The organism is Leadbetterella byssophila DSM 17132 (genome assembly GCF_000166395.1).
Lineage (GTDB): Bacteria > Bacteroidota > Bacteroidia > Cytophagales > Spirosomataceae > Leadbetterella > Leadbetterella byssophila.
Window position 1 is genome coordinate 2744743 of the sequence record NC_014655.1, and the last position, 13394, is coordinate 2758136.

General features: G+C 43.7%; 8 protein-coding genes and 2 rRNA genes. 4 read left to right on the forward strand and 6 right to left on the reverse strand.

What is annotated here, in order from left to right; genetic code table 11:
* Positions 1–16 precede the first annotated feature (16 nt).
* Positions 17–1720 carry a single-stranded-DNA-specific exonuclease RecJ gene (recJ, locus tag LBYS_RS12435; protein ID WP_013409202.1) on the reverse strand — a complete coding sequence of 568 codons (1704 nt, stop codon included), beginning with the start codon at positions 1718–1720 and terminating at the stop codon, positions 17–19.
* A 3-nt stretch (positions 1721–1723) separates the two neighbouring features.
* Positions 1724–2611 carry an ACP S-malonyltransferase gene (fabD, locus tag LBYS_RS12440; protein ID WP_013409203.1) on the reverse strand — a complete coding sequence of 296 codons (888 nt, stop codon included), beginning with the start codon at positions 2609–2611 and terminating at the stop codon, positions 1724–1726.
* Between the two features lie 108 nt (positions 2612–2719).
* Between fabD and LBYS_RS12445 the strand changes: the two genes are divergently transcribed.
* The 4 genes from LBYS_RS12445 (at position 2720) to LBYS_RS12460 (ending at position 6846) form a co-directional block, all read left to right on the forward strand.
* On the forward strand, positions 2720–3283 hold the full coding sequence (locus tag LBYS_RS12445) for a Crp/Fnr family transcriptional regulator (protein ID WP_041824663.1): 564 nt from the start codon (positions 2720–2722) through the stop codon (positions 3281–3283).
* A 75-nt stretch (positions 3284–3358) separates the two neighbouring features.
* The gene (locus LBYS_RS12450) at positions 3359–4738 is read left to right on the forward strand and encodes a TolC family protein (RefSeq protein WP_013409205.1); all 1380 of its coding nucleotides are present in this window, start codon (positions 3359–3361) and stop codon (positions 4736–4738) included.
* Positions 4735–5685: an HlyD family secretion protein gene (locus LBYS_RS12455; RefSeq protein WP_013409206.1), complete on the forward strand. Its 951-nt coding sequence runs from the start codon at positions 4735–4737 to the stop codon at positions 5683–5685. Before LBYS_RS12450 ends, LBYS_RS12455 begins: the two co-directional genes overlap by 4 nt.
* A gap of 9 nt (positions 5686–5694) precedes the next feature.
* Positions 5695–6846, forward strand: a complete 1152-nt coding sequence (locus LBYS_RS12460) for an ABC transporter permease (protein WP_013409207.1) — start codon at positions 5695–5697, stop codon at positions 6844–6846.
* A gap of 1556 nt (positions 6847–8402) precedes the next feature.
* On the opposite strand, the gene LBYS_RS19770 is transcribed toward LBYS_RS12460, so the two are convergent.
* From LBYS_RS19770 to LBYS_RS12475, 4 genes are all read right to left on the reverse strand, one after another.
* A complete protein-coding gene (locus tag LBYS_RS19770; protein WP_262494807.1) occupies positions 8403–9341 on the reverse strand; it encodes a reverse transcriptase domain-containing protein in 939 nt (312 codons plus the stop codon).
* A complete protein-coding gene (locus tag LBYS_RS19775; protein ID WP_262494808.1) occupies positions 9319–9678 on the reverse strand; it encodes a reverse transcriptase family protein in 360 nt (119 codons plus the stop codon). The genes LBYS_RS19770 and LBYS_RS19775 overlap by 23 nt, the downstream gene beginning before the upstream one ends.
* 625 nt (positions 9679–10303) lie before the next feature.
* A 5S ribosomal RNA gene (gene rrf, locus LBYS_RS12470) occupies positions 10304–10415 on the reverse strand.
* Positions 10416–10562: 147 nt separating this feature from the next.
* Positions 10563–13377 (reverse strand): 23S ribosomal RNA (locus LBYS_RS12475).
* Between the last annotated feature and the right edge of the window lie 17 nt (positions 13378–13394).

The following is a 13394-nucleotide window of genomic DNA, read 5'->3' on the forward strand; positions in this document are numbered from 1 at the left end:
TGAATTCCTCTGACACCTAGGCCAATTTTATGTCGCGGATGAACAACTGCTGAGTAGTATTTCCCCTGAAATGATTTTCTTCCAGAGAGTACGCCATAGAGAAAGGCCTACCGCTTGCTAGCTCCCTATAGAATTCTGGTGCCAGCCCAAAGCCTATGGCCGGAAAACTAAAGCCATCTTGTACTACTTCTAACTTTAAATGCTTTTCTTTTAGCACTTGCGCAGTCCGGGCTCTTAAGTTGTGAGAAACAAAGATGGGTTGCATATTTTCAGGGCCAAAAGGAGACATCTGTTTCATCACCTTATGAAACTTTGGCGTCAACTCTGATAAATGAACTTCTAAATCCACCGTGATCACAGGAATGCGCTGCTCTTCCAGTAATCGTGCTTTGACCTCTCCGTCAAATGCCTTCCGAAAGTCTTCAATCTTATCTATAGAGATGGTCATACCCGCAGCGTGCATGTGCCCCCCAAATTGAATCAAATGCTCTGAGCATGCCTCAATAGCACCGTATAGATCAAAGCCTGCTACGGAGCGTGCAGACCCTGCCGCATAATCTTCTCCTGCTTTAGTGAATATGATGGTAGGACGATAGAAGTTTTCTATGCATCGGGATGCCACTATGCCAATCACCCCCTTGTGCCAGTCCTCTTTGTATAAAACCGTAGACCAAGCTTCCTCATATAGCCAAGGATCCCTCTTGATCAAGTCCAAAGCTTCTTCCGTGATACGGGCGTCTAATCCCTTACGTTCCGTATTGTGCTTTTGGATGGCGTAAGCTAGCTCCATGGCTTCATCCTCATCCTCTGACAACAAGAGTTCAACCGCAGCACGAGCATGCCTAATCCTGCCCGCAGCATTGATCCTAGGCCCAATGGTAAATACCACTGATTCTATATTCATCTCCCCTTGAGTTCCGGCAACATTCATTAAAGCCTTTAAACTGATTCGGGGTGATGCGTTTAATTTTTGTAGTCCATAGAAAGCCAATATCCGGTTTTCTCCAGTAATGGGTACTATATCTGAGGCTATACTAACCATACATAGGTCCAAGTATTCCTCTAGTTCAGCCCACTCCCACCCTCTGGTTTGGCACAAGGCAGAAAGCAACTTAAATCCTACTCCATTACCTGTCAATTCCTTATAAGGGTAGATACAATCTTTACGTTTGGGATCTAAGACCGCTACTGCCTCAGGTAGTTCTTCACCTGGCTCATGATGATCACAGATGATAAAATCTATCCCCAAACTTCGGGCATAGGCTACCTTATCTGCAGATTTTATACCACAGTCTAAGCTGATGATCAGACTTACTCCCTGTTCCTTGGCATAATCTATCCCTTGCTTTGAGACACCGTAACCTTCCGTATACCTGTCCGGATTATAATAGAGAAGATTAACATGCTTCTTTTTTAAAAAGCCATACACCATGGCTACCGCTGTGGTGCCGTCTACATCGTAATCTCCATAGATCAGGATCTTCTCATCAGCATTTAACGCGGCGCTAACCCTATCTACAGCCTTGTCCATATCCCTCATGAGAAAAGGGTCATGAAGATCTTTTAGACTAGGACGAAAGAAATGCTTAGCCGCATCGAAAGTATAAATGCCTCTCTGCCATAGCAAGGTGGCCATGGCAGAAGAAACATTCAGTTGCTGCTGTAATTCAGCTACCTCCCCATCTTCAGGTAGAGGCTTATATGACCAATGCTTTTGCATTCCTTATTGCGCTCCAGATACCGTCACTTCCGGGGCAATCTTCTTCACCAATCCTTGTAACACTTTACCCGGACCACATTCCACAAATGTAGTAGCTCCATCAGCTACCATGTTTTGAACGGACTGCGTCCAGCGCACCGGAGCTGTCAACTGAGCAATCAAGTTCTCTTTAATCACCTCCACATCTGTTGATGGCTTAGCATTAACGTTCTGATAGATAGGACAGGTAGGAGTATTAAACTTCGTTTCCTTGATCGCTTGAGCTAACTCCTCTCTCGCTGGCTCCATTAATGGAGAATGGAATGCTCCACCCACCGCAAGTACTAAAGCCCTCTTAGCACCGGCTTCCTTCATCCTTTCCACAGCGATATTAATCCCTTCAACTGTACCCGAAATCACCAACTGTCCGGGACAGTTATAATTAGCAGCCACTACCACTTCTCCAGTCTCTTTAGAGATACCTTCAACAACTTCTTCTACTTTTTCGTCACTTAAGTTTAATACTGCAGCCATAGTGGAAGGTGTTAATTCACAAGCCTTTTGCATGGCTTCAGCACGCTTAGCTACCAGCCTTAAAGCATCTTCAAATGCCAATGCTCCTGCAGCTACTAGAGCAGAAAACTCCCCTAAGGAATGTCCAGCTACCATATCCGGATGAAAATCCTCAATAGTAGCCGCTTGAATCACTGAATGAAGAAATACAGCAGGCTGAGTAACGTTAGTTTGACGCAACTCTTCCTCAGTACCTTCAAACATGATACGAGTAATATCAAAACCTAAAATCTCATTTGCAGAATCAAATAACTCTTTAGCACGAGCAGAATTTTCATATAAATCCTTACCCATACCACTAAACTGAGCTCCCTGTCCCGGGAAAACATATGCCTTCATATAATCTGATTTTTGTGCAAAAATAAGGGAATTTTTCCGAACCACATGGAGAAGGAATTTTCACGAGATGAAAGGGCATATGAGAACTTTGGTCTATATTTGTTTACTATGAAACTCGAAGAAACCATAAGTTCTATCTTGCCGGCAAGTGATGCCGTGTTAGAAGCTATTGGACTTGAATTTCATTCTGTCACCCTCCCAAGGAACGAGCTCATCTTTCCCATGGGGTCTGTGGCTAAGCACATTTTCTACATAGAAAAAGGCTTAGCACGCATGTTTTATTATAACGACGCAGGAAAAGACATCACCTACGAATTCTTTCCAGAAGGGAATTTCGCCACTCCAAGCGAAAGCTTTTTGGAACAAAAACCCTCGCCCTATAGCATAGAATTACTAGAAGATTCAGATCTACGCTACGTTTCCCAAGACGGCCTCAACCGACTTTTAGATGATTTCCCCGAACTCGAAAAGATCAAAAGCCACATACTCGCACACTTCCTTTTTCAAGCTAACCGTAGAATTGTAGCCTTACAGTTCCAAAATGCCCCACAGCGATACGAAACCCTGGAAAACACCCAAGGTAATATTATTCAACGAGCGCCGCTAGGACATATCGCCTCCTACCTAGGCATAACCCAAGAAACTTTAAGTAGAATTCGAGGAAGAAAATAACGATTTTGATCTAGATCAAAAATCCTGAAGAGCGGAGTGCTGAACTTTGTGTTGTCATTCAAACGAATATCAACCATGCAAAAGACACTATTGCTCTTACTCATTGCAACCTTGCCTCTAAAAGCAGCAGATACCCCTCCTACTCTGAGGGAGCTATTGGAGCAAGCCTTGCAGAAAAACTACAAAACTCAAGTGGCTCAACAAAAAGTGAACATTAGCCACATTGAAAAACAACAGCTGAAAGATGCCTATCTACCTACAGCTGAGGTAAGTGGATCATACGGTTTCATGACCCAAAATGTCTCGATCAAATCAGATGCCACCACCATTTACCTGGAAGATGGAGCTCATCCCCTCCCTGGCCTTGACAATGGACTTACTACTAAAGGTAACCTAGCCAGAGCCACTTTGGACGTGAACGCCCTCCTTTATTCCGGTGGAAAGATTCCTGCCCTTAAAAAAGCCGTAGATCAAAAGATCTTAGCTCAGGAAGCCGCTGTAGAAAAGGAAAACCAACAAGTCATTGAAGAGGTGATCAAAGCGTATGACCAACTGGCCCTTTTGGATCAAGTAAAACAACTTTTAGACGAAAGTCAAAAACGCTTAGATGTTCACCAAAAAACAGCGGATAAAGCCTTGGAATATGGCCTTATCACTAAATATGAACACCAAAAATTACAATTGGCCCAAAGCCAATTAAAACATAAACAAGTGAACTACGAAGGGCAAAGATCCCTACTCTTGGAACAGTTGGCTATGCTAACCGGAGTAGAGAAAACCAAACTTTCAGAACTTCATCCTTCACTGGAAACTTTGGAAACTGCTTCTGCGCCTTTGTCTGTTGATAAAAGGCCTGAGTTGATCGCCTTAGATCATATCATCCAAGCGAATAAATTCAAAGTAGAAGCAGAAAAAACCTGGTGGAAACCCAAAGTGGCTGTCTCCGCTAGCGCAGGATATCTCAATCTATTCGATGCAACCATCAAAGGAAAAACAGCATTGCCTTACAATTTGGGATACAACACTCTGCATACAAATTCCCTTCAATTAGCTCCTGACATAAGAATAGGAATTGGCTTCAAATGGGAGATTTTTGACGGGTTTAAGGGGAAAAAGGAGATACAAAAAGCCAAAACAGAAACCTTGATTGCAGAGGCTGAAAAAGAAGAAGCAGAAGAACTGCTGAACTTGAACCTCCTGAAAAACCGTACCGAACTGACTACTGTTCAAGAAGAACTAGCACTAAAACAAACTCAAATGCTCCTTGCTAAAGATGCCTTAGATGTGGCTACCAAAGAGTTCAAAACCGGTTTGATCAAATCTTCTGAACTTATAGATGCAGAAAACGACTATCTAGCGGCTGCACTTGACTATCAAAAATCCTTGTTTAACCAAAGACGTACCGCCGTAGGTTTACTAAAAGCCAGTGGTTCTCTTCAAATTGATAAATTATGAAAAAGATACTTTTTGTAGCTACTTCTCTTTTCGTACTAAATAGCTGTACTGAGAAAAAAAATGATCCTATAGTAGAAGGCAAAGTGAAAAGAGATGTGATTGCCTTCGCTCCGAAAGTAACCGGAAGAATCTTAGAAATCCGTGTAGAAGAAGGTGACCAAGTGCATGTAGGGGATACCCTTGCAGTACTAGATGTACCGGAAGCAAAAGCCAAACTTTCCCAAGTTCAAGGTCTTTTGAAATCTGCAGAAGCCCAAAAAACCTTAGCCCAAAACGGTGCTACTCCAAACCAATTAAAGCAACTTCGAGCTAAGAAAGCCGGACTTCAAGAGCAGTTTAACTTTGCTGAAAAGTCTTTTAACAGAGCCAAAGCCATGGCCGCTGACAGCATGATGTCTGCCCAGGCTTTTGATGAAGTTCTAGCGAAGTATATGGGTGCTAAAGCCCAACTGGATGCCGTTAACGCCGAACTTACAGAAGCAGAAAACGGTATTCGTTATGAGACTAAACTGGCGGCTCAAGGTCAAGCTGACCAAGCCAAGGGTGCCCTACAAGAGGTACAGATAGCCCTATCAGAGAGATATATCATTGCCACCAGTGACATGATGATTGAAACCATCAGTTTGCACGAAGGTGAACTTGCCACCGCAGGTTATCCTATCTTTAACGGATATATTCCTAATAAGGTCTACTTCAGATTTACGCTGCCGGAAAAAGCCATCGCCGCTTATCAAACCGGACAAGAAGTAGAAATAGAGATGCCTTTCTTAAAACAGAATGTCAAAGGAAAGATCAGTACCATCAAACAGTTGACCCGATACGCTAACATTACCGCAGCTTATCCGGATTATCAAATTGAAGAGGCCATATACGAGATCAAAGTAGTTCCTGCAGACCTAAGCCATGCAGGGAAATGGTTGACTAATGCCACTGCGGTACTTAAATAATTCAATCTTATGTTACAATTAATCACAAGGGAGTTTAAACGGTTTTTCAAGGATTCCACATTGGTTTCCGTGTTCTTCCTAGCTCCCATAGTATATAGTCTCCTGATTGGAAATATATACAAAAAAGGAAAAGTAGAAGACCTACCCGTAATCGTGGTGGATCAAGATAATACCCCTCTTTCCAATACCCTGATCGAAATGATCAGAGATAACGAGAAACTTCAAGTGGTAGAAGTGAAGTCCAATAACACCTTTACCCAGGAAGATCTGGTGAAAGAAAAGGCGGTATTGGCCATTGTAATACCGGACCGCTTTGAAGCAGATATCCTGCAAAAAAGATACCCGGAAGTGAACACATACATCAACACTACGAACCTGCTAACGGCCAACTTAGCGACTACTGCAACGCAGATGTCCCTAGGTACCTTTAGCGCCGGAGTAGAAATGAAGGCAAATTTAAAGAAAGACCCTTCATCTGGCGGACAGTTTGAGCCTTTTAAAGCGAACTATATCCGACTCTTCAATCCTGGAGCTAACTATTTTACTTACATGTTTCCAGGGATGCTAATGGTGGTGTTCCAACAGGTGCTTCTACTTGGATTAGCCGTAAGCTTCTCCAGGGAATTTGAACAGAACACTTTCAAATCAGAACTATTAAATTCTACCGGTTCAGCCCTGAAGTTGATGTTTGTAAAAGTATTTCCATTCTGGATCCTGAGTATTGTTCTGGCAGGAATTTTCTATTCCTTCCACGTGATTTTTAAGGCTCCATTACCTTACGACCTATGGCCATTTGCCATAAATACGGGTTGTTTTGTAGTGGCGGTGAGTATGCTAGGTGTATTATTGAGTGTGGTATTGAAAGACTCCCTGAGGGCCACTCAAATCTTGATGTTAATAGCTGCTCCGGCCTTTGTGATGGGAGGATATAGCTGGCCTCTCTCTGCTATGCCTGAAGGTGTACAGATGATAGCCAATGCCATACCTTTAACGCCATTTTTGGAAGCTCATAAGAGTATGTTGTTCCAAAGGGCACCTTTGGCCGATATCATGCCACAGTTGAAAGCCTTAGGCCTTCAGGCAGGAATATATGGCGTTTTAGCCTGGGCAGTGCTAAGCTTCCATATTTATCGGGCAAAACGTCAATCAAAAGCGGATTAAAACTTGTTCATATAGTTTTTTCATAGAGTAAGTAGCTTGGTTTAAATTGGTTCGGTTTTTTAAGCCGGACCAATTTTTTTTGTCCAATTTTATCCTAATAAACGCCTCTGAATTAACTAATAATTAATAGTTTCGGAAAAATAAATTCTAATGTTCCTTAAATTTTAGTTCTTAGTGATTAGTTTTTAGTCCAAAAAGCCTTCGGCTTTTTGGTAGCTCCTCCTTTAATATTACTTATTAAACATTAAATACTAATGATCCTTTAATCGAATTTTAGAGGCCGTTCGAACGTAGTGAGAGAGGCCATTCTAAAATTCATGTTTTTTGGTTACTTTTTTGCGCCAAAAAAGTAACAAGAAGAAAATTCATGCTTTTTTGCTACTTTCCGAACGGTCGGACCCTTTGCGTCAAAAAAAGTAGAGAAAGAATATTCATGTTTTTTTGCTACATTCCGTAAGGACGGACCCTTGCGTCAAAAAAAGTAGAGAAAGAATATTCATGGTTTTTCTACTTTCCGAACGCCCAGACCCTTGCGTCAAAAAAAGTAGAGAAAGAATATTCATGGTTTTTCTACTTTCCGAACGCCCAGACCCTTGCGTCAAAAAAAGTAGAGAAAGAATATTCATGGTTTTTCTACTTTCCGAACGCCCAGACCCTAGCTCCAAAAAAGTAGAGAATTAAAATTCATGTCTTTTAGCTTAAGGGGCGCTTCTTATAATTAAAGTCCAGTTTTATCCTAATAGACGCCACGCGATTAACTAATAATTAATACTTTCCGAAGAATAAATACTAATGATCCTTTGACCGAATTTTATGGTCCGTTTGAGCGAAGCGAAAGAGGACATCATAAAATTCATGTTTTTTTTGCTACTTTTTTTGCACCAAAAAAAGTAGAGAAAGAAAATTCATGTTTTTTGGTTACTTTCCGAACGGTCGGACCCTTGCTCCAAAAAAGTAGAGAATTAAAATTCATGAATTTTTAGATTAAGGTGCATTTCTTCGGATTTTGTGGCCTTACATCCGAATCGTCCCTACTGGATAAAGTAATAACTAATTAATAGTTTCGGGAGAATAAATACTAATGTTCCTTTGACCGAATTTTATGGTCCGTTTGAGCGTAGCGAAAGAGGACATCATAAAATTCATGTTTTTTTTGCTACTTTTTTTGCGCCAAAAAAAGTAGAGAAAGAATATTCATGTTTTTTTGCTACTTTCCGTAAGGACGGACCCTTGCTCCAAAAAAGTAGAGAAAGAATATTCATGTCTATTAGCTTAAAAGGCGCTCCCTTTAAATAAAGTCCAGTTTTATCCTAATAGACGCCACGCGATCAACTAATAATTAATAGTTTCGGATTAACAAGTATTATTTATGAGACTAAATATGGCCATTTCAATACTAAATATTCCACAACATTTAGACCAAAAAAAAGCCGAAGACTAAAAGGAAGAAGAAGCGACCCTTAGGCTAAAAAGCAAATCGAGTAGGAAGATAGGGATTATTTCCCTATCTGTCCTCTCACACCACCCGGCATACGGATCCGTACCAAGGCGGTTTGTTAGAATAACGTCGTTTGATGCGTTGTTCTCCAGTAATAGTAGTCTGCAAATCCTTCGTAACCTAATTTAGTAAAGTATGAGTTTGTTAGCGTTGTTTGAACGATAGGGCTTGTCCCTGTCCGAGTATAGGATTTACGGGTGTTCGCATGTTGGTAGGCAAGCCAGCGTTTGGCTCCCAGTTTCATTAAGTTCCGAATTCGATTACCTGCGGTCTTCCATTGCTTCCAAAGCAGAACACGCAAGCGTCTTCGCACTAGTTCATCTAGTGTTACCATCACCTTCTTATTCGTTGCTATACGAAAGTAATCCACCCAGCCGTGAATAATTTGCCGTAGTTTAGTCAGTCGCTCATGCATAGGAGTAGCTGTATTACGTCGAGTATTTTGACGTAACTTCTCTCGGATTCGTTCGATACTCTTTGCAGAGATACGAATCTGCCAATCTCCTTGAGTTTTGAAGAAACTAAAGCCGAGTAAACTACTTTGGGAAGGTTTGCTTACCTTACTCTTTTCACGGTTCACTTTCAGTTTTAGTGTAGATTCGATGTAACTGGTGATGTTGCGCATAATACGAGTGGCGGATTTATTGCTCTTCGCGTAGATACTACAGTCATCCGCATAACGTACAAATCGATGTCCACGGGAGCTGAGTTCCGTATCCAGTTCGTTCAGGATGATGTTTGACAAAAGTGGACTTAAAGGACTGCCCTGTGGTGTGCCCTTGGTTCGCTTTTGTTCAAGACCATGATCCATAATCCCACAACGAAGGTATTTCCCGATCAGCGCTAGGACTCGACGATCCGTAATCTTCTTGCTCAAAAGATGCATCAGTATGTCGTGGTTCACTTGATCGAAGAATTGTTCCAAATCAAGTTCAACGACCCACGTGTAGCCCAAGTTCAGATACTCTTGCGCTTTAACTGACGGCCTGATGAGCATTACGATTCGGACGGAAGCCGTAGCTGTTATCGTGAAAATCACCCTCATACTTTAACCCAAGCCATTGGGAAATGCTTTGCTGAATAACACGGTCGATGACCGTTGGGATACCCAGCATACGCTTGCCGCCACTTGCTTTGGGAATCTCTACTTTCCGAACAGCTTGTGGGCGGTAAGTGCCAGAGAGAATATCCGATCGCAGGGATTGCCAGTGCGTGTTAAGGTAGTCACGAAGATTATCGATCTGCATACCATCAACTCCGCTAGCACCTCCATTAGAGATGACACGATCAACTGCGTGTTTGACATTTCGGATGTGTAATATCTCTTCCAACATAGTATTACTAAAAAAAACCTCAGGCATTGTGTCCACTTCGTTGCACGACTCAGCTAAGCTCCTCTTGCATTTTACTATCAGTTTCCGACCTACCCTCATGCAAGCAGTTCTCTTATGTGGTTCGGCTTTTAACACTTCGTCATAAACTTCATGGTTCCTTTGCCATTCTAACATTCAGACCTTCCCCTGTATAAAGTAGAGAAGCAGGGTACTATGTCCTCTGCTGACTTCTGACTAAAGCATACTAGCATTATTATTCTGCTATATGTTTCTTCGCGGGCATTCGCGTATACCTTTGACAGAGTTTAGTCAGATCTCCCCAGGTAAGAACAATAACTTTCACCTCATGTATCCGCTACATTTACCATAGTGTTTCCGTACAGTTTAGGGCTTTCGGCTTGTTTTGCAGCCTCACCCAACACTTGCGGCCTTGTATGTAGTTTCTGTTCGTCGGATCGAGGTTTTGCCTCAGACTTCCTTCAGATTCCACCTCACGGTGGACACCCTTGTCATAAGCTAACACTTCCCACTGTAAAGGCGTGTTCGGGACTTACACCCTAGAGTTATTGCACATGCTGGGCACACAAAAAAAGCCCTCAACTTTCGCTGAGGGCTTCGAATAAGAAACCGGCGTCTACCTACTCTCCCTGGTTTGATCCAAGTACCATCGGCGGTATGGGGCTTAACTGCTCTGTTCGAAATGGGAAGAGGTGAACACCCATCCTATTGACACCGTGAATGTCGTTAGGTAATTGTTAATGTTCAACTATTAATGGTTAATGATTTCTCATCAACTCATTCATTAATAATTAACAATTAATCATTAACAATTAGTATGTCTTTTTACATGACAACTGGAAAAACTGAGCTTTGATTTTTTAAAATTAATAGAGCTCTCGGTTCATTAGTACTACTCGGCTTTGATGTTACCACCTTTACACCTGTAGCCTATCAACGTCATCGTCTATAACGTTCCTCTATGGAAGTCTCATCTTGAGGCCGGTTTCACACTTAGATGCTTTCAGCGTTTATCCTAACCATACTTAGCTACTCTGCCGTGCCCTTGGCAAGACAACAGATACACCAGAGGTATGTCCAATTCGGTCCTCTCGTACTAAAATCAGACCCTCTCAAACTTCCTACGCCCACCACAGATAGGGACCGAACTGTCTCACGACGTTCTGAACCCAGCTCGCGTGCCACTTTAATCGGCGAACAGCCGAACCCTTGGGACCTTCTCCAGCCCCAGGATGTGACGAGCCGACATCGAGGTGCCAAACCTCCCCGTCGATATGAGCTCTTGGGGGAGATCAGCCTGTTATCCCCGGAGTACCTTTTATCCTTTGAGCGATGGCCCTTCCATGCAGAACCACCGGATCACTATACCCATGTTTCCATCCTGCTCGACTTGTCGGTCTTGCAGTCAAGCTCCCTTATGCTATTGCACTCAACGCACGGTTACCAAGCGTGCTGAGAGAACCTTTGGAAGCCTCCGTTACTCTTTTGGAGGCGACCACCCCAGTCAAACTACCCACCAAGCGATGTCCCTCTTTGAGGTTAGAAACCAAATACCCAAAGGGTGGTATTTCAACGTTGACTCCCGAACGCCTAGCGACGCCCGTTCACAGTCTCCCACCTATCCTACACATCGAATATCCAGTCACAACGCTAAGCTATAGTAAAGGTTCACGGGGTCTTTCCGTCCCGTGGCGGGTAGACGGCATCTTCACCGTCACTACAATTTCGCCGAGCTCACGGCTGAGACAGTGCCCAGATCGTTACACCATTCGTGCAGGTCGGAACTTACCCGACAAGGAATTTCGCTACCTTAGGACCGTTATAGTTACGGCCGCCGTTTACTGGGGCTTCAATTCAGTGCTTCTCTTGCGATAACACCCCCTCTTAACCTTCCAGCACCGGGCAGGTGTCAGGCCTTATACGTCGACATTAATCTTCGCAAAGCCATGTGTTTTTGTTAAACAGTCGCCTGGGCCTATTCTCTGCGGCCTCATCGCTGAGGCTCCCTTTTTCCCGAAGTTACAGGGTTAATTTGCCTAGTTCCTTAGCCGTGAATCACTCGAGCACCTTAGGCTTCTCGCCTCGACTACCTGTGTCGGTTTACGGTACGGTCGATACATATCCATAACTTATCAGCTTTTCTTGGAACCCTATCCCCTAATTCGATTCGTCCGAAGACTCCTCTCAACGAACATTTCCGTCGGTTCGTATTAAGCTTTAGAATCCGTCCCTGAGATCGTAATATGCATCGGTGCAGGAATATTAACCTGCTTCCCATCGGCTTCTGCTCTCGCATTATCCTTAGGATCCGACTTACCCTCCGTTGATTGACATAGCGGAGGAATCCTTAGTCTTTCGGTGTGAATGGTTCTCACATTCATTATCGCTACTTATTCCTACATTTGCTTTTCTGTACGCTCCAACGCCACTCAAATGACGCATTCTCCGCATACAGAATGCTCCCCTACCCAAGATTACTCTTGACTAAGCTTCGGTACTATACTTTATGCCCGCTTATTATCGATGCCCGCCCCGCTCGACCAGTGAGCTGTTACGCACTCTTTAAATGATTGCTGCTTCCAAGCAAACATCCTGGCTGTCTCGGCAGTCAGACCTCCTTTGTTCAACTTAGTATAGATTTAGAGACCTTAGCTGTAGTTCTGGGTTCTTTCCCTCTCGGACTCGGACCTTAGCACCCGAGCCCTCACTGCTGTGTATATTTATCCGCATTCGGAGTTCGTCTGAATTTGGTAGGATGTGACTCCCCCGCATCCAATCGGTAGCTCTACCTCGGATAAACTCTCCACAACGCTGTACCTAAATACATTTCGGGGAGTACGAGCTATTTCCCAGTTTGATTAGCCTTTCACCCCTACCCACAGTTCATCCGAAAACTTTTCAACGTTTACCGGTGCGGTCCTCCATCCCGTGTTACCGGGACTTCAACCTGACCATGGGTAGATCACTAGGTTTCGCGTCTACAGCAACGAACTTAACGCCCTGTTAAAACTCGCTTTCGCTTCGGCTTCGCTCCTTAAAAGCTTAACCTCGCTCGTTACCGTAACTCGTAGGATCATTATGCAAAAGGCACGCCGTCACTTCATCTCGAAGCTCCGACCGCTTGTAGGCGTACGGTTTCAGGTTCTTTTCACCCGGGTACTCCCCGTGCTTTTCACCTTTCCTTCACAGTACTAGTTCACTATCGGTGTCTCAGGAGTATTTAGCCTTGGCGGATGGTGCCGCCGGATTCAAAGGGGATTTCACCGGTCCCCCCCTACTCAGGATACTGCTCGTCCATCATCTCTTACGCTTACGTGTCTATCACACTCTATGGATGACCTTCCCAGATCATTCAGCTTAAGATAACTTTCTAAATGCAGTCCTACAACCCCCGGTATGCCGTAACATAACGGGTTTGGGCTATTCCGCGTTCGCTCGCCACTACTTGCGGAATCACTATTGTTTTCTTCTCCTATGGGTACTTAGATGTTTCAGTTCCCCACGTTCGCTTCACATGCCCTTTGGCATGGATTCTCTGGCTTCACCAGAGAGGGTTGCTCCATTCGGAAATCTACGGATCAATAGATATGTGCTCTTCCCCGTAGCTTATCGCAGCTTATCACGTCCTTCGTCGCCTCTGAGACCCTAGGCATCCCCCGTACGCCCTTCTCTTGCTCTAATAAAAACTCTTTCTTAAC